General features: G+C 48.4%; 21 protein-coding genes. 13 read left to right on the top strand and 8 right to left on the bottom strand.

Going from position 1 to position 16,969, the window contains the following annotated elements; translation table 11 throughout:
* Nucleotides 1-100 precede the first annotated feature (100 nt).
* Nucleotides 101-1,447, top strand: a complete 1,347-nt coding sequence (locus tag EGC76_RS06335) for a DegQ family serine endoprotease (RefSeq protein ID WP_128352163.1) — start codon at nt 101-103, stop codon at nt 1,445-1,447.
* 123 nt (nt 1,448-1,570) lie between these two features.
* On the top strand, nt 1,571-2,626 hold the full coding sequence (locus EGC76_RS06340) for a trypsin-like peptidase domain-containing protein (RefSeq protein WP_128352164.1): 1,056 nt from the start codon (nt 1,571-1,573) through the stop codon (nt 2,624-2,626).
* Between the two features lie 16 nt (nt 2,627-2,642).
* Here EGC76_RS06340 and murA read toward each other — a convergent pair whose 3' ends face one another.
* The 7 genes from murA to EGC76_RS06375 form a co-directional block, all read right to left on the bottom strand.
* On the bottom strand, nt 2,643-3,899 hold the full coding sequence (murA, locus tag EGC76_RS06345; RefSeq protein ID WP_128352165.1) for a UDP-N-acetylglucosamine 1-carboxyvinyltransferase: 1,257 nt from the start codon (nt 3,897-3,899) through the stop codon (nt 2,643-2,645).
* Between the two features lie 12 nt (nt 3,900-3,911).
* On the bottom strand, nt 3,912-4,169 hold the full coding sequence (locus EGC76_RS06350; RefSeq protein WP_417658862.1) for a BolA family protein: 258 nt from the start codon (nt 4,167-4,169) through the stop codon (nt 3,912-3,914).
* Nucleotides 4,170-4,231: 62 nt separating this feature from the next.
* Complete coding sequence (locus tag EGC76_RS06355; RefSeq protein WP_128352167.1) at nt 4,232-4,531, bottom strand: STAS domain-containing protein; 300 nt, start codon at nt 4,529-4,531, stop codon at nt 4,232-4,234.
* Entirely contained in the window at nt 4,531-5,196 is a 666-nt protein-coding gene (locus EGC76_RS06360; RefSeq protein ID WP_128352168.1) for an MlaC/ttg2D family ABC transporter substrate-binding protein, read from the bottom strand. The genes EGC76_RS06355 and EGC76_RS06360 overlap by 1 nt, the downstream gene beginning before the upstream one ends.
* A gap of 10 nt (nt 5,197-5,206) precedes the next feature.
* Entirely contained in the window at nt 5,207-5,674 is a 468-nt protein-coding gene (gene mlaD / locus EGC76_RS06365) for an outer membrane lipid asymmetry maintenance protein MlaD (protein WP_128352169.1), read from the bottom strand.
* Nucleotides 5,675-5,679: 5 nt separating this feature from the next.
* Nucleotides 5,680-6,456: a lipid asymmetry maintenance ABC transporter permease subunit MlaE gene (mlaE, locus tag EGC76_RS06370; protein ID WP_128352170.1), complete on the bottom strand. Its 777-nt coding sequence runs from the start codon at nt 6,454-6,456 to the stop codon at nt 5,680-5,682.
* Complete coding sequence (locus EGC76_RS06375; protein WP_128352171.1) at nt 6,449-7,309, bottom strand: ATP-binding cassette domain-containing protein; 861 nt, start codon at nt 7,307-7,309, stop codon at nt 6,449-6,451. The genes mlaE and EGC76_RS06375 overlap by 8 nt, the downstream gene beginning before the upstream one ends.
* 177 nt (nt 7,310-7,486) lie before the next feature.
* Here EGC76_RS06375 and EGC76_RS06380 point away from each other — a divergent pair, with 177 nt between their 5' ends.
* From EGC76_RS06380 to mgtE, 11 genes are read left to right on the top strand one after another with little or no spacing between them, the layout of a single operon-like run.
* On the top strand, nt 7,487-8,467 hold the full coding sequence (locus EGC76_RS06380; protein WP_128352172.1) for a KpsF/GutQ family sugar-phosphate isomerase: 981 nt from the start codon (nt 7,487-7,489) through the stop codon (nt 8,465-8,467).
* On the top strand, nt 8,467-9,021 hold the full coding sequence (gene kdsC, locus EGC76_RS06385) for a 3-deoxy-manno-octulosonate-8-phosphatase KdsC (protein WP_128352173.1): 555 nt from the start codon (nt 8,467-8,469) through the stop codon (nt 9,019-9,021). The genes EGC76_RS06380 and kdsC overlap by 1 nt, the downstream gene beginning before the upstream one ends.
* Complete coding sequence (gene lptC, locus EGC76_RS06390; RefSeq protein WP_164876807.1) at nt 9,018-9,593, top strand: LPS export ABC transporter periplasmic protein LptC; 576 nt, start codon at nt 9,018-9,020, stop codon at nt 9,591-9,593. Before kdsC ends, lptC begins: the two co-directional genes overlap by 4 nt.
* On the top strand, nt 9,550-10,083 hold the full coding sequence (gene lptA, locus EGC76_RS06395; RefSeq protein ID WP_128352175.1) for a lipopolysaccharide transport periplasmic protein LptA: 534 nt from the start codon (nt 9,550-9,552) through the stop codon (nt 10,081-10,083). Before lptC ends, lptA begins: the two co-directional genes overlap by 44 nt.
* Nucleotides 10,064-10,789: an LPS export ABC transporter ATP-binding protein gene (gene lptB, locus EGC76_RS06400; protein WP_128352176.1), complete on the top strand. Its 726-nt coding sequence runs from the start codon at nt 10,064-10,066 to the stop codon at nt 10,787-10,789. The genes lptA and lptB overlap by 20 nt, the downstream gene beginning before the upstream one ends.
* Nucleotides 10,790-10,797: 8 nt before the next feature.
* Nucleotides 10,798-12,171: an RNA polymerase factor sigma-54 gene (locus EGC76_RS06405; protein WP_128352177.1), complete on the top strand. Its 1,374-nt coding sequence runs from the start codon at nt 10,798-10,800 to the stop codon at nt 12,169-12,171.
* A gap of 27 nt (nt 12,172-12,198) precedes the next feature.
* On the top strand, nt 12,199-12,486 hold the full coding sequence (hpf, locus tag EGC76_RS06410; protein WP_128352178.1) for a ribosome hibernation promoting factor: 288 nt from the start codon (nt 12,199-12,201) through the stop codon (nt 12,484-12,486).
* 3 nt (nt 12,487-12,489) lie between these two features.
* A complete protein-coding gene (ptsN, locus tag EGC76_RS06415) occupies nt 12,490-12,936 on the top strand; it encodes a PTS IIA-like nitrogen regulatory protein PtsN (protein ID WP_128352179.1) in 447 nt (148 codons plus the stop codon).
* Between the two features lie 25 nt (nt 12,937-12,961).
* On the top strand, nt 12,962-13,813 hold the full coding sequence (rapZ, locus tag EGC76_RS06420) for an RNase adapter RapZ (RefSeq protein ID WP_128352180.1): 852 nt from the start codon (nt 12,962-12,964) through the stop codon (nt 13,811-13,813).
* Nucleotides 13,814-13,822: 9 nt separating this feature from the next.
* The gene (locus EGC76_RS06425; RefSeq protein WP_128352181.1) at nt 13,823-14,101 is read left to right on the top strand and encodes an HPr family phosphocarrier protein; all 279 of its coding nucleotides are present in this window, start codon (nt 13,823-13,825) and stop codon (nt 14,099-14,101) included.
* A 36-nt stretch (nt 14,102-14,137) separates the two neighbouring features.
* Entirely contained in the window at nt 14,138-15,499 is a 1,362-nt protein-coding gene (mgtE, locus tag EGC76_RS06430) for a magnesium transporter (RefSeq protein WP_128352182.1), read from the top strand.
* Here the strand turns inward: mgtE and pmbA are convergent.
* Nucleotides 15,496-16,842 carry a metalloprotease PmbA gene (gene pmbA, locus EGC76_RS06435; protein ID WP_128352183.1) on the bottom strand — a complete coding sequence of 449 codons (1,347 nt, stop codon included), beginning with the start codon at nt 16,840-16,842 and terminating at the stop codon, nt 15,496-15,498. The genes mgtE and pmbA overlap by 4 nt on opposite strands.
* Between the last annotated feature and the right edge of the window lie 127 nt (nt 16,843-16,969).

A 16,969-nucleotide genomic window follows, 5' to 3' on the forward strand; every position in this document is an offset into this window, starting at 1 on the left:
CCACCTGAACTTATTTATAAGTCGTCAGTCTTTAACTGCATCTATTCATATCTTTTCCAATCACAGTTTGCACACAGTGCATGTATAGGAGTTAACTCTGATGAAAGTGAAGTTTATAGCTGTATTGGCCATTGCGAGTGCACTCATTATTGCGCCTGTTTCGGCCGGCATTCCTTTCTTTGGTGATAAAGATGAAACCCCGACTTTGGCGCCGATGCTGGAAGAAGTCACGCCTGCGGTTGTGAATATCTCAGTGAAGGGAAAACGCGAAGTTCGCCAACGTATTCCGGATATTTTCCAATACTTTTTTGGCCCAGGCGGCCCACGTGAACAGGTACAGGAACGCCCGTTTCAAGGTTTGGGCTCAGGCGTCATCATAAACGCGGATGAAGGCTACGTTGTAACCAACAACCACGTAATTGATGGCGCGTCTGAAATTCTGGTGACGTTAAAAGACGGTCGTCAGTTTGACGCCGAAGTGATTGGCACCGATGACCGTTCAGATATCGCTCTGTTAAAAATTGAAGACGGCGAAAATCTCACCGAACTAAAAATAGGTGATTCGACCAAGCTTCGCGTTGGCGACTTTGTGGTAGCTATAGGCAACCCCTTCGGACTCGGGCAAACGGTTACCTCGGGTATTGTGAGCGCGTTAGGCCGCAGCGGATTGGGAATTGAAGAAATCGAAAACTTCATTCAAACCGATGCCGCGATAAACAGCGGAAACTCAGGTGGCGCATTGGTTACGCTTGATGGTCAGCTAATCGGTATCAATACGGCTATTTTAGGCCCCAATGGTGGCAACATAGGTATCGGCTTTGCAATTCCTGCTGACATGATGCAGAACCTTGTGCAACAGTTGATTGAGTTCGGCGAAGTACGTCGTGGCGTTTTGGGCGTTCGTGGTAATGATTTGACACATGAAATCGCAAAAGCCTTAGACTTAAAAGCAAATCAAGGTGCGTTTATTGCGGAAGTTATTCCGGAGGGCGCTGCCGACAAAGCTGGCCTGAAATCGGGCGACGTTATTGTTGCCGTGAACGGTGAAAAGATTCGAACCTTTGCTGACTTAGGTGCGCGTGTAAGCACCTTAGGCGCGGGTAAAGAACTGAAACTCACCGTACTGCGTGACGGTGAAGAACAGAAATTTGAAGTGGTTCTCAGCGCCGACGACCAAGCAGTTACAGCCGCTGCGCTTCACCCTGCGCTTGACGGCCTAACTCTCGCGCCGAGCGAGCAAGGTGGCCTGCAAGTAACCGCGATTGAAGAAGGCTCAATGGCTGAACGCTACGGTATCCGCAAAGATGACGTGATTATTGGCGTTAACCGCAGCCCTGTAAATACCATGTCGGCCTTGCGTGAAGCGCTAAGCAGCGCAGGTAATGTAGTGGCATTAAATATTCGTCGCGGTAACTCGCAATTGTATCTGGTATTGCGCGGCGGTTAATGCAGCATAAAAACATAACCGCTGCTACTAAGGCGGATATGAAAGAAGGCAGCAGTTGCTGCCTTCTTTTTTAAACAGTGTTATGCTTTTGCATATTCTTAAATCAATAGGTTACAACTCGCTATGCAGCTACGCCCAATCGCTTGGTACATCGTTCGTTCTGTTGTTCTCGGCCTAGCTGTCGCTGCAATTGTAATTTACCTATTGCCCCACCTAAATAATAACAGTGGTAATAACTCGCAACGCGCAGAAATGCCTTTGAGCTTCTCAACGGCAGTGCAACGCGCGGCGCCCGCTGTCGTTAATATCTACAGTATTGGGTCTACCCGCGAGTCTTATTATTCACGGCGACCAAGTACGCTGGTGCGTTTGGGTTCTGGTGTGATCATGGACAATCGTGGTCATATTTTAACTGCGCACCATGTGGTTGCTGATGTCAACGAGATTCAAGTTGCTTTGCAAGACGGCCGCAATTACAGCGGTCAAGTGATTGGTTCTGATCGCATTACCGATTTAGCGGTTGTTCGCATTGAAGCCGACAACCTTCCAACGATTCCACAGAATGAATCACTCACGACCCAAGTGGGTGACGTAGTGCTGGCTATCGGGAACCCGCACAACCTTGGTCAAACCATTACCCAAGGCATTATCAGCGCAACGGGCGGACGCATGGGTGTCATTCATTCCCATGCTGATTTGATCCAAATGGACGCTGTTATTAACGAGGGCGCATCAGGCGGTGCTTTGATCAATAGCCAAGGCTACTTGGTTGGTATTAACAACGCGCAGTTCCGCGACGCGCGCGGCCAAGGGATTGATGGCATCTACTTTGCAGTGCCCTACCCATTAGCTCGCTCAGTGATGGATACGTTAATTCGTGAGGGTGAGGTTGTCCGTGGTTATTTAGGTGTGCAGGTTGGCGAAACGCCACCATCAAATCCTTACACGCAACCGGGTATCTATGTGACTGGCGTTGACCCCAATAGCCCAGCTGAAAAAGCTGGTTTACGGGCCGATGATTACATTACAGAGATTAATGATAAGCCAATGTCTTCCGCTACAGAAGGTTTAGCCGTAGTGGCACAGACCAAACCCGGCACGACAATTCAAGTGCATTACTTACGAGATAACCAGGAACGAATTGCCGAAGTGACGATTACCAAACTCGGTTCCATGTAGGGTGTTGCGTGAGTTATTAGCTCACGCGTTTAATATTGGCACCTAATGCAGAAAGCTTCTTCTCAATCGCTTCATAACCACGATCGATGTGGTAAATACGTTCAACCACAGTTTCACCTTGCGCAACCAAACCAGCGATAACTAATGAGGCCGAGGCCCGTAAGTCAGTGCACATAACCTGTGCGCCGGTTAAACGGGGCACACCTTTTGAAATTGCAGTGTTGCCTTCAAGTTCGATATTTGCGCCCATGCGACGTAACTCAGGCACATGCATAAAACGATTTTCAAAAATAGTTTCACGCACCCAACCTGCACCATCTGCAATTGCATTCAATGCACAAAACTGCGCCTGCATGTCCGTTGGGAAAGCTGGGTGTGGTGCGGTAATGATATTCACCGGGCGCGGTCGTTGTGTCGCCTGAAGGCGAATCCAGTCGTCACCTTTGGTTATCACAGCGCCAGCCTCAGTTAGCTTTTTCAAAACAGCATCCAGCATGGTCGGGTCGGTATTGCGGCAGGTAACATCGCCTCCGGTTGCCAAGGCTGCGACTAAGAAGGTACCAGTTTCGATACGGTCGGGTTGAACGCGATACGCGCCACCGTGCAGCTCTTCTTTACCATGAATAGTAATGGTATCGGTGCCGGCGTCACGGATGTCCGCGCCCATACTGTTCAAAAAGTTAGCTAAATCTTCAATTTCTGGTTCACGTGCAGCGTTCTCAATGGTGGTGACCCCTTCTGCCAAGGTCGCCGCCGCCATCAGGTTTTCCGTGCCGGTTACGCTGACCATATCCATGAGGATATTGGCACCCTTTAGGCGCCCATTAACCTTGGCATTGATGTAACCATTTTCGACAGTAATTTCTGCGCCCATCTGGCGTAGCCCTTCAATGTGAAGGTTGACAGGTCGTGCGCCAATAGCGCACCCACCAGGAAGAGATACTTGCGCTTCACCATATTTAGCGAGCAACGGCCCCAAAATCAAAATTGAGGCGCGCATTGTTTTCACTAAGTCGTAACTCGCAATATGATTGTTTATACCTTGCGGCTTAATCAAAAAACTGTTCGGCCCGAGCTTTTCACTGCTGACACCGAGTTCACCCAGTAATTTTAAACTGGTGCTTACGTCTTGTAGCGCAGGCACGTTGTCCAGTTGCACATCCGCTGAAGGCAGTATTGCTGCCATTAGAATTGGCAGCGCGGCATTTTTCGCACCCGATATTGTCACATCGCCGTGCAATGCCTGACCGCCTTGGATTACTAATTTTTGCATGTGCAGTTCCTGTTAGCTCAACATTGCGAGCTTTTTCTCGCGTTGCCATTCTGTTGGCGTGTAGGTTCGAATAGAAACTGCATGGAGTTCACCACTAGCAATCCATTCTTTCAGGGGGGCATAGACAACCTGTTGCTTTTTGACGCGGGAGAGTTCACTAAAAAGCTCACCGACCACGGTTATATTGGCATGACCGCCATCAAGCTTAACTAAAACTTCGCTGACATCGATGCTGTCGAGTAGATGTTGCTGAATAGATTCTGCAGTTATCATAAATAAATTGGTTCTTTGTTTGTGTTCATTGCATGAATTGTATGAGATTTGTTCGTAAGTTATGCCAGCTCTAAGAGCGTATCCACACCACTTACTCGGATCATCGCAGTTAACTGCTGATTTGCGTTTTTAATCACCAAGTCACGTTGCTGCGCACGTAGCTCACGTTTGACTTCAAGTAGCATTGCGACCCCAGCTGAATCAATCTTTTCGAGCTGTTGCAAATCAAAAGTTAACGCTTGCTCACCTTGCAGCCACTGCTTTCTCTGCTTCCAGATATCAGGGACACTGGCGCGCGTTAGCACACCATTAAATGCCACGTGGCCACTCTCATTCAGCTGCCATGCGCAATCGCTCATTACTCTGCCCCTTCCGGAAGATCACGTGTTTGCACTGTTTCTTGTGCTTTTTCGCGCAGCAATGCAATGGTTCCGTCAATACCGCTTGAGCGGATAACCGAGCTAATCTCTGCTTGTTTGCTGTTTAAAAGGCTAACACCTTCAACCACCAAATCATAAGCTTTCCATACGTTATCGTTAGTATCGAAACGCATTTTAAAGTCCAAACGAATTGGCGGCCGCCCCTGTTCAACCAGACGTGTGTTGACCACAACCATGCGACTGCCTTTTTCAAAACGTTCAGCGTTACCGAATTCGATAATATGTTTTTCTTCGTCATACTGCGTAAACGCACCGGCATACGTCGTGATCAAATAGTCACGAAATACGGTGTAGAATTCTTGCCGCTGTTCTTCGGTGGTTTCAGATAAGTTGCGCCCGAGTACGCGTTTTGCTGCATACACGTAATCAACGTACGGCATCATTTCTTCGCGAATAACCAAGCGAATGTGGTTGATGTCTTGATCAATAAGCTCGCGGTCTTGTTCAATGCGCTCAAGCGTTTCGTTTGCTAATTTTTCTAGCAAAATATAAGGATTTTCATCACGAATCAATTCAGCTTGAGCCGGCACTATACCGCCAAACCCTACAACAGCTGCGAATGCAGCAACTAACCACATTTTCATGCTTTTCTCCTTAATCGTTACCCTGACTAAATAGGAACTGCCCAATTAAGTCTTCTAGAACCAATGCTGACTTGGTGTCATAAATTTGATCACCGTCTTTCAACATCTCTACGGTATCGTCGATAAAGCCTGGGTTTAAGCCGATATATTGCTCACCCAGCAATCCGGAAGTCAGTATTGAGACCGACGTGGTATCAGAAAATTCATTGTATTCAGCGCTAATTGTCATTTCGACCAACGGCTCGTAGTAATCACCACTTAACGAAATGTTGCTCACACGACCAACAACCACGCCACCAACTTTCACTGGCGAACGGGCTTTTAAGCCACCGATATTGTCAAATTTGGCATACAGCTTATAGGTATCCCCGTTCGTTACAACACTGGTATTGGCTGCCTGTAAACCCAAAAACAACAACGCTAAAACGCCGATAATGACAAATAAACCAACTGCTAATTGTGTATTTCTTGATTCCATAGCTTTTATCCAAACATCAATGCTGTTAAAACGAAATCGAGCCCGAGTACTGCGAGTGATGCAGTTACGACGGTCGACGTGGTTGCACGACTAATACCTACCGAAGTTGGCGTGCAACTGTACCCTTTGTGTAAAGCAATCCATGTCACCACAAAAGCGAACACTAAACTTTTAATGATGCCGTTCAGAATGTCTTGTCCCCACTCAACGTTGGACTGCATGACTGACCAGAACGCGCCATCATCAACACCCAGCCAACGCACGCCGACCAAGTAACCGCCGTAGATACCTACAGCTGAGAACACAATGGCAAGTATTGGCATGCTGTAAAAACCTGCCCAAAAACGTGGCGAAATAACTCGGCGTAACGGGTCAACGCCCATCATTTCAAGGCTTGAAAGCTGTTCAGTTGCTTTCATTAACCCTATTTCGGCCGTTAGGGATGAACCGGCGCGGCCTGCAAATAACAGCGCGGTAACCACCGGCCCAAGTTCGCGTAATAATGACAACGCCACCATTGGTCCAAGCGACTGCTCGGCACCAAAGTCAACCAGAATGGTATAGCCCTGCAAGCCAAGTACCATTCCTATAAACAAACCGCTGACCACAATAATAACTAGCGACAACACGCCCACTGAATACATTTGCTGCATCAATAAAGGCCATGACTTACGTAATTGCGGCTTGCCCAGCAACGCACGCATTAACATAAAAAAGGCTGCACCCGCGCCCGCAATTGAGTCCAAAACTGAGCGGCCAAGTGCGGCTATCCGATCAAGCATCTTTGGCCCCCAATAAATCCTCTGCAAGTGACGGTGCGGCGTAATGAAACGGCACTGGGCCATCAGCTTCGCCATGTAAAAACTGATGCACTAATGCATTATCTGATTCCTGCAACTCAGTTGGCGTACCATGCCCGATCACTTTTTTGTCGGCAATAATGTAAACGTAGTCGGCAATGGTCAGCACTTCAGCGACATCATGGGTAACTACGATACTGGTAAGCCCGAGCGATTCGTTCAACTCTTTGATTAGCTTGACGATAACGCCCATTGAAATTGGGTCTTGGCCGGCGAATGGCTCGTCATACATAATGAGTTCCGGGTCTAAAGCCATCGCCCGTGCAAGCGCCGCGCGACGTGCCATACCGCCCGATAACTCAGCCGGCATTAAATGTCTGGCGCCGCGCAAACCCACAGCTTCAAGCTTCATCTTTACGATGGTTTTGATAATTTCTTCTGGGAGCTGGCTGTGTTCGCGAATTGGAAATGCGATATTGTCGTACACCGTCATATCGGTGAACAACGCGCCACTTTGAAACAGCATGCTCATGCGTTTACGCAATTCGTAAAGGTCTGAGCGCCCTAAAGCGTGCACGTTTTCACCTGCAAAGGTGATGCTACCCCGCTGCGGTCGCAACTGTGCACCAATCAATCGTAATAGTGTCGTTTTACCGATACCACTCGGGCCCATCACTGCAGTGATTTTCCCTTTTGGAATACGCATCGATAATCCACGATAAACCTGATGAGCGCCGAACCCATGAGCAAAGTCAATGTCATCAATAACGACTAAAGCGTCGTCATCAGCATGGGTTTCTGGCTTTACGCTCGCAGAACTATGAGCCGTATGCATCGCCTTGTTATCTCCCTTTTCAAGCCCGCTAGTGTACCAGATTTAGGCTTTTTTCTATAGGTAAAGGCGGTAAAATTTGTGACAAAACGTGAGATTCTGTGCTTTTTACGTCTGCATTTCGGATTTCGATCGGGTATTATTGCAATTAACGCACTTTAGCTGGGGTAATTCATCGCTATGACAGATTCAAGCAAGCAGTCTTTTAGGGCGCTCGGTGAGCGCGTCGTGGATATTGAAGCCGCTGCTATTACTGGCCTAAAGCGGTTTCTTGATAGTAGCTTTGAGCAGGCGTGCGACATCCTATTAAACTGTGCCGGTCGTGTCATTGTCATTGGCATGGGCAAATCAGGTCATATTGGTGGCAAGATTGCGGCCACGTTCGCCTCCACGGGTACCCCCGCATTCTTCGTACACCCTGGCGAAGCAAGCCATGGCGACCTTGGAATGATTACCAGTCAAGACGTAGTACTCGCTATATCGAACTCTGGTGAAACCGGAGAGTTGCTGGCCATTGCGCCACTTATCAAGCGCCGGGGCGTTAAGCTGATTAGTATGACGGGCAACCCAAATTCAACCTTAGCTGACATTGCCGATGTGCACGTGTGTATTGCGGTTGAACAAGAAGCCTGCCCCCTGGGGTTGGCACCAACATCATCGACCACAGCAACATTGGTTATGGGCGACGCATTAGCTGTTGCCTTGCTCAATGCACGGGGGTTCACTGCCGATGACTTCGCCATGTCGCACCCTGGTGGCAGCTTAGGTCGCCGACTATTACTTCACATTCACGATATTATGCATAGCGGTGATCGCATGCCCATGGTGACTGAATCAGCTACTATTTCTGAAGCGCTGTTGGAAATGTCACGCAAAGGATTGGGCATGACCGGGGTTGGTGATAGCTCAGGGAAGTTAGCAGGAATATTTACCGACGGTGACTTGCGGCGCATTTTGGACCAACGCGTCGACTTACACACAACCCCTATCGCGCAAGTTATGACACGCGGCCCAGTAACCATTAAACCAGACGTTTTAGCCGCACAAGGTTTAAAACTTATGGAAGACCGCAAAATTAATGGGCTCTTTGTGGTCGATGACCAAGGCATCGCTCAGGGTGCACTGAATATGCACGACTTATTGAAGGCGGGAGTGATGTAATGGAAACAATAAGCACTTGGTACGGTGACATCTCGCACACATTGCTAGAACGTTTTAAGCAAATTAAACTGGTTGTGTGCGACGTTGACGGCGTATTTTCTGACGGCTGCATCTACTTGGGTAACCACGGCGAAGAGCTCAAAGCATTTAATACCCGCGACGGCTTCGGAGTTAAAGCGCTGCTCAACGCCGGCGTTCAAGTTGCTGTGATTACTGGGCGACAATCAGCCATTGTAGAAAACCGAATGAAAGCACTCGGGGTCACCCATGTTTACCAAGGGCAAGAACAAAAACTCTCTTGTTATGATGAGTTGCTTAAAGCGCTTAACTTGCAGGACCACGAGGTTGCTGCAATTGGCGATGACGTACCGGATGTTGACATGATTAAACGCAGCGGCATTGGTGTTGCGGTGCAAGACGCACACCCGTTTGTGCAACAAATCGCTGACTATGTGACCGCACAACGCGGAGGTTATGGTGCAGTGCGCGAGTTGAGTGACTTGATACTCCTTGCACAAGGGCAATTACAGCTGCATGGCGGAGTCAGCCTGTGAATCGCAATTTAGCTTGGGTCATCACCATAATTTTTGTCACGGCAGCACTGCTTTTCTGGCGGCCGTTTGGTACCGATGACAATGACGAAGAACAGCAAGGCTATAGTGAAATTAAACCCGACTTTACGGCACAGGGCCTTATTGTGCGGGTGTACGGTGTCAATGGCGAGCTAGCACACCGCATTGCCGCCGAAAAAATGACCCACTACAGTCCAATCGGGCTGACTGAATTGACCGCGCCGACTTATATCGTACAACTCGACAATAATGGCCCTATTTGGCAAGTTCAGGCGGAACAAGGTTCGTTTTACGCTGACAAGAGTTTGGTGTTGGAACGGAACATTGAAATGATCAGTCTCTCTGAATCAGAATTTATCGACCGCATAGAAACAAGTTATTTAACCATTGATACACTGGACGAATCCGTTCAAACTGACCAGCCAGTGCTGATTGTAGGCCGTGACTTTACGGCGAAAGGCGAAGGTCTGCGCGCAGATATGCGCGCTCAAACATTGGAACTTACACGACATGTTGAAACAATATATACCGGCGGTAGCACTACTGATAATTAGTCTGTTTTCCGTTGGTGAGGCGAATGCCCAAGGTCGCTTGGATTTTGAGCAACCCATTAAAATTAATGCCGAACGCGACTGGTTTGACGTGGCAAACAAAATTGCTGTGTTTGAAGATAATGTGGTGATTAGTCAAGGCAGCTTAAGCATTCGTGCTGACCATTTGGAAGTTACACGACGTGACGACCAATCTGATGTGTTTACTGCAAGCGGTAGCCCCGCGGTGTACGAGCAACAACTGGATGATGGTTCACCAATTTCTGCCGAAGCCGAAATAATTAGTTACGATCAAACCAAGCAATTATTGACGTTATCAGGCAATGTCAAAGTTTCACAGAGCAATAGCGTGATTCAAGGCAGTGAAATTGTATATAACTTCGCAACGCAGCAAATGACAGCGAACCGCGGTGACGATGAAAGCGATCGTGTCACCACTATATTTATGCCGAAGAAAAAGAGCGACACGAACAATGAGCCGACTAATCGCTGAGCATTTAGCTAAATCATATAAAAAACGCCAGGTAGTCAAAGACGTCAGCTTAACGGTTGAGTCTGGCCAGATTATTGGCTTGCTCGGCCCCAATGGCGCAGGTAAAACCACCACGTTTTATATGATTGTTGGGCTGGTGAACAACGATAAAGGTCGTATCATGATTGATGACGACGATATCTCACTGTTACCCATGCATGAACGCGCGCGTCGAGGCATCGGCTATTTACCGCAAGAATCCTCTATTTTTCGCAAGCTCACCGTGCGTGACAATATTATGGCAATATTGGAAACCCGCAGTGACCTTGACGCCAATGGCCGCGAAGAGCGTCTTGACGGGTTATTGGAAGAATTTCATATTGGTCACATTGCGCACAGCCTTGGTATGAGTCTATCTGGCGGTGAACGGCGGCGGGTAGAAATCGCGCGCGCACTCGCGGCAGACCCTGCATTTATTTTGCTGGACGAACCATTTGCCGGGGTTGATCCAATATCTGTTCTAGATATTAAAAAGATTATTGAACACCTGCGCAACCGCGGTATTGGCGTGTTAATCACCGACCATAATGTGCGTGAAACCCTGTCGGTATGTGAACATGCCTACATAGTAAGTCACGGCGAATTGATTGCCAGTGGCGACGCCCAGACCATCTTAAATAACCAACAGGTGAAAGACGTTTACCTGGGTGAACAGTTCACCTTGTAGGTGGTGCAATGAAACAAAGCCTGCAGTTTAAATTCTCGCAGCAACTGTCGATGACACCGCAGTTGCAACAGGCTATTAAACTATTGCAGTTATCAACGCTTGAATTGCAACAAGAAGTGCAGCAAGCGTTAGAAGAAAATCCTCTGCTTGAGCTTGAGCACGCTGATGCTGAAGGCGAGACCGACATCGGCGACTACGAGTCGCCGTGGGACAGCCCATGCTCGGCTGCTTTAGGCCAGTCTTCTGCTGGTTATGATGGCGAAGATGCGATTTACCAAGGCGAAACTCACCAATCTCTTCAAGACCATTTGATCTGGCAAATGCAGCTTTCGCATTTTTCCCCTACCGATGAATTCATTGCCCTTGCGATTATCGATTCGATTGATGACAGCGGCTACTTAACCGTTTCACTGGACGAAATTTTGGCTGCTGCCGAAAACCAAACTGGTGAACAGATTGAGCCCGATGAAGTCGCCGTGGTATTGAAGCGCATTCAGCATTTTGACCCTATCGGCGTCGGCGCGCGCGACGTTCGCGAATGTTTAGAGCTACAGCTGCTGCATTTACCTGAACAAACACCCTGGCGAGCCCCGGCACTGGTAGCGGTACGTGAGCACTTAGCGTTATTGGGAAGTCGCGATTACCGCACTTTAGCGCGGCGATTACGGCTGTCGGAGTCGGACCTTGCCGAAGTTCTGGAGTTGATTCAACACCTCCAGCCAAGACCCGGCGAAGGCTTTGGCAATGCGAGTGACGATTACGTAATTCCAGATGTGTTAGTGCGCAAAAAAAATAACCGCTGGATGGTTGAGCTAAATCCTGAAAGTGTGCCTAAACTTAAAGTGAATGAAAGTTATTTGAACTTATGCCAAGGCGCGCGACAAAAAGACGACATGCAATACATTCGCCAACAAACTCAAGAAGCCAAATGGTTTATCCGTAGCCTCGAAAGCCGCAACGAAACCTTATTAAAGGTTGCCAGCGCTATTGTTGCGCGCCAACAAGGCTTCTTCGAACACGGCGCTGAAGCGATGAAACCTATGGTACTTGCAGACATCGCCAGCACAATAGATATGCATGAATCAACAATTTCACGGGTAACCACGCAAAAGTATATGCATTCACCGCGTGGTGTGTTTGAATTGAAGTACTTCTTCTCAAGTCAATTGAACACTGACAATGGCGGGGAAGCTTCATCAACAGCTATCAGAGCTCTGTTGAAAAAACTAGTTGCTGCGGAGAACCCTAAAAAGCCGTTGAGTGACAGTAAACTTACTGAACTCCTTGCCGAACAGGGTATCCAAGTAGCTAGACGGACCATTGCGAAGTATCGAGAAGCGCTGAACATTCCGCCCTCGAGTCAACGCAAACGTCTTATCTGAATCTTGGACAAACAGAAGGAAGATGTTATGCAAATTAATCTGACTGGTCATCACGTAGAAATCACTGACGCATTGCGCGAGTATGTCGATAGTAAATTTAGTAAGCTTCAGCGTCACTTTGACCACATAAATAACGTCCATGTCATTTTAAATGTTGAAAAGTTAACGCAAAAAGCGGAAGCTACGCTGCACTTAAATGGCGGTGAAATTTTCGCAGATTCACAACACGAAGATATGTATGCCGCCATTGACGGGCTGATTGATAAACTCGATCGGCAGGTAATTAAACATAAAGAAAAGATAAAACGCCACTAAATCATGGATTTATCCACCTTATTAAGCCCCGACTGCACACGTTGTGCAGTCGATGGCTCAAGCAAAAAGAAAGTACTTGAGCTCATTGGTCAATTGGCCTCGCCTCGCCTCTCCGGCACCACTAGCTTTGATGTATTTGAAAGCCTGCTCAACCGTGAACGGTTAGGCAGCACTGGCATAGGGCTGGGTGTCGCCATTCCGCATGGGCGTTTGGCTAGTGCCAATAAACCTGTTGCGATTTTGATGACGTTATCTGATCCCATTGATTTCGATGCTATAGATAACCAACCGGTGGATATTATTTTTGCTCTGCTTGTGCCAGAAGATGAGCATGAGCAACATCTGCAAACGTTAGCTTCCGTAGCGCAGCGTTTGAATGATAAAAATTGTACGCGCGCATTGCGCGACGCGCAGAGCGACCAAGATCTCTACGAAATTTTTATCAAATAACCCAAGGGTAGAGTAACCTAATTCGATGCAGCTTATTATTGTCACAGGCCGGTCTGGCTCGGGGAAAACCATTGCACTGAGGGTGCTTGAAGATCTCGGCTACTATTGCGTGGACAACATTCCCATAACGCTATTACCAACTCTGGTTCATGCGGTTATTGAACAATACGATAAAGTTGCCGTTAGCGTTGACGTGCGCAATTTACCCGCAGATCAAAATGAGCTAACCGAAGCACTCGACTTTCTACCCAGTAAAGTAAAACCAGAAATTCTCTATATTGATTCTTCCGACTCAATTTTATTGCGCCGCTTTGGCGAAACGCGCAGATTGCATCCGCTGTCACAGAAAGAACTGCCGCTAGCAGACGCTCTTGCTGCTGAAGCGGCTATGCTGGAGCCACTGGCGGAGCGCGCAACGTGGCGAATCGACAGTAGTGATTTGAGTGTGCACCAGCTGAGTGAGCAAGTCGCCGAACGTGTACTTGGAAAAGCAGCGTCACGGTTGATTGTGGTGTTTCAGTCGTTTGGTTACAAATATGGTTTACCACCTGACCTCGACTACGCCTTCGATGCCCGAATTCTGCCTAACCCGCACTGGGAACCTGAGTTAAAACCCTTGACGGGACGCGACCCAGCGGTGCAACATTTTTTCGCTCAGCAGCCACTTGTGACCAAGTTTATCCATCAGCTCGAAGTATTTTTAGAAACCTGGTTACCGCACTTCCAGCGCAGCAATCGTAGTTATTTGACCATTGGTATTGGCTGTACCGGTGGCCAACATCGTTCAGTTTATATCGCAGAGCAACTTGCGAAGCGCTTTAGTGATCAACCCTTCAAAGTACAGGTTCGCCATCGCGAGGCGAGCCGACATAAGTGAGGTGTTATTGTGAGTGAGGTAATCCGCCGCACAGTGACCATCCGAAATAAATTGGGTTTACACGCTCGTGCAGCTACCAAATTAGCCAAGCTTTCGCATCAATTCGATGCCAAAGTGACCATTGTACAAGGTGATCAACGCGTTGATGCCTCCAGTGTGATGTGTTTGCTGCTGCTTGCCAGTGGACAAGGGCGCGAAATTGATGTGGTTGCTGAAGGTAAAGATGCGCTGGTTGCAGTGGATGCCATTGCAAACTTAATTGAATCACGCTTTGATGAAGCGCAATGATGCGGTAAACTTCTCATATTACTGGGAGTTTATCGTATGCTAGCCGAAGTTGCCGACAAAGAATTTGCCGAACAACGCATTCAGGAAGTTTCTGAATCGTTAGCCCGTGGCATGTATGTGCAGGCACGGCGACAACTGCATAACCTTCCAGCATGGGATGTTGCACTCCTACTCGAATCTTCACCACCTAAAGCACGTGCCATTATTTGGCAGTTGGTCGATGCCGAAGAGCACGGTGATATTCTTGAAGAACTCTCCGAAGAAGTTCAAAAATCTGTTATCCGTCAAATGGCGCCAGAAAAGCTCGCGGCTGCTACCGAGGGCATGGATACCGATGACCTTGCTTACGTTCTTCGTGGCCTTCCTGAGCAGGTCTATCAAGAAGTTCTGAAGTCGATGGATGAGCAAGATCGGCACCGTGCCGAGCAAGCGCTCTCCTACGCCGAAGAAACTGCTGGCGGTATGATGAATACCGATACCATCACCTTGCGCCCTGACGTAAGCATCGACGTGGTATTGCGTTATTTGCGCCTCAAAGGCGAACTACCTGAAGCAACCGATAAATTGTATGTGGTGGATCGTGATGACAAGTTCATTGGCGAAATTGGGATTACACGGCTACTAACCGTTGACCCAGCTAAATATGTCAATGAAGTCATGGATCAAGACATTCAGGGAATTCCCGTTGAAATGGATGAAACTGAAGTCGCAAAACTGTTTGAACGGCAAGATTGGATATCAGCACCAGTTATTGATGCTGAAAACCGCCTTCTCGGGCGTATCACCATTGATGACGTGGTAGATATTATCCGTGAGGACGCACAGCATTCCATGTTGAGCATGGCCGGTTTAGACGACGATGAGGATACCTTCGCACCGGTATTAAAAAGTACTCGCCGCCGCAGTATTTGGTTAGGTGTGAATTTGCTAACCGCACTGCTCGCCGCCGCCGTTAGCTCCATGTTTGAAGATATTTTGGCACAGATGGCGATTCTCGCCATCCTCAACACCATCGTGCCAAGCATGGGCGGTATCGCTGGCTCACAGACTCTCACGTTGGTCATACGTGGTATGGCACTTGGGCATATTGGCGCCAGCAACCAACGCTGGTTGATTGGCAAGGAATTAGCGATTGGTGCACTCAATGGTGTGATTTGGGCTGTGCTAATTGCAGGTGTGATTGCGATTTGGAAACAAGATTTAGTTATTGGCGGTATTATTGCCTTTGCGATGATGGCGAACTTGCTCGCTGCTGGCCTAGCAGGCGTTACAGTGCCGCTGATATTGAAGAAGTTCAATATTGACCCAGCCCTTGCGGGCGGGGTCATTCTAACTACTGTGACCGACGTGGTCGGTATCTTTGCATTCTTAGGTACGGCAACCCTACTGCTCGGTTAAACACCTGCGATACGCATTTCCTCTAACAATACCGAGCCGGTGCGCACGCCATGACGCATGTCCACATCACCGGCAATTGCCACAATATTCTGCAACATATCTTTTAAGTTACCCGCTATTGTAATTTCTTCGACTGGATACTGTATTTCGCCGTTTTCAATCCAGAATCCGGCAGCGCCACGCGAATAATCACCGTTGACGATGTTTACGCCTTGCCCCATCAGTTCTGTAACCAATAATCCCGTACCCATCTGCTTGCACAGCGCGGCGAGGTCGTCCACTTGGGTGTTTACTTCCCAAGTGTGAATGCCGCCGGCATGGCCGGTTGGCTGCATATTTAATTTGCGTGCTGAATAACTAGTTAACAGATACGTTTGCAAAATACCGTCGGCAACGATTTCGCGGTCACGGGTGGCAAGGCCCTCATGATCAAACGGGCTGCTAGCCAAGGCACCAGCTAAGTGCGGGCGCTCGGTAATGGTTAGCCACTCAGGAAGTACTTGCTTGCCTAGATGGTCCACTAAGAAACTCGATTTACGGTAAAGGCTGCCACCACTAATACCCGCGACTAAATGGCCGAACAAGCTATTCGCCACATCAGCACGAAAAATTATAGGAACTTTGGCCGTCGCTATCTTTTTAGAATCTAAACGTGAAATTGTCGCATCTACGGCGTCCTTGGCAACGTATTCAGGCGACCACAAGTCGTCCCGATTGCGTGCAACGGTGTAGCTATAGTCACGCTGCATGGCATCGCCACTTTTTGCAATCAGCGCACAGCTTAAGCTATGGCGCGACTGTAAATACCCGGCAACAAACCCATGACTATTGCCATACACCCGATAGCCAACATGGCTGCTGTAACCTGCTCCGTCGGAGTTTACGATGCGTGGATCAAGCTGCAAGGCATGTTGTTCACAAGCAAGCGCTTGTTCCAGAGCAAATTCCGCACTCTGGTCGGCTGGGTGACACAAGTCCAAATCAGGAATTTCGGTGGCCATTAGCTCGGCTGGGGCAAGGCCAGCATATGGATCAGGAGAGGTGAATCGCGCAATGTCATTTGCTTTTTCAACAGCCGCACGAATCGCCTTAGCGGTTAAATCGGTGGTTGATGCTGAGCCTTTTTGCTGACCACGAAACACTGTGATTCCAAGTGCGCCATCTTGATTGAACTCAACAGTCTCAACTTCTCCCAGACGCGTGCCAACGTTGATTCCACTGCTGCGGCTAATTGCGCATTCAGAAGCACTCACACCAAGTTTATTTGCATACTTGATGGCATCCGCTACGGCTTCTTCAACGTCGTGAAGTTCGATGCTTAATTCTTTGATATCCGGAATCATTACTTCTCCTGTCAAACCTTAAGGCGTTATTCGTTGCTCGTTATTCGTTATTCGTTATTCGTGCGCTGCGCTGTTCGTCCGTGCTGCGCACTATTCGAATAGCGCAGCGTACCAACAGTGAGCAACG

The organism is Pseudidiomarina gelatinasegens (assembly GCF_004025325.1).
GTDB lineage: Bacteria > Pseudomonadota > Gammaproteobacteria > Enterobacterales > Alteromonadaceae > Pseudidiomarina > Pseudidiomarina gelatinasegens.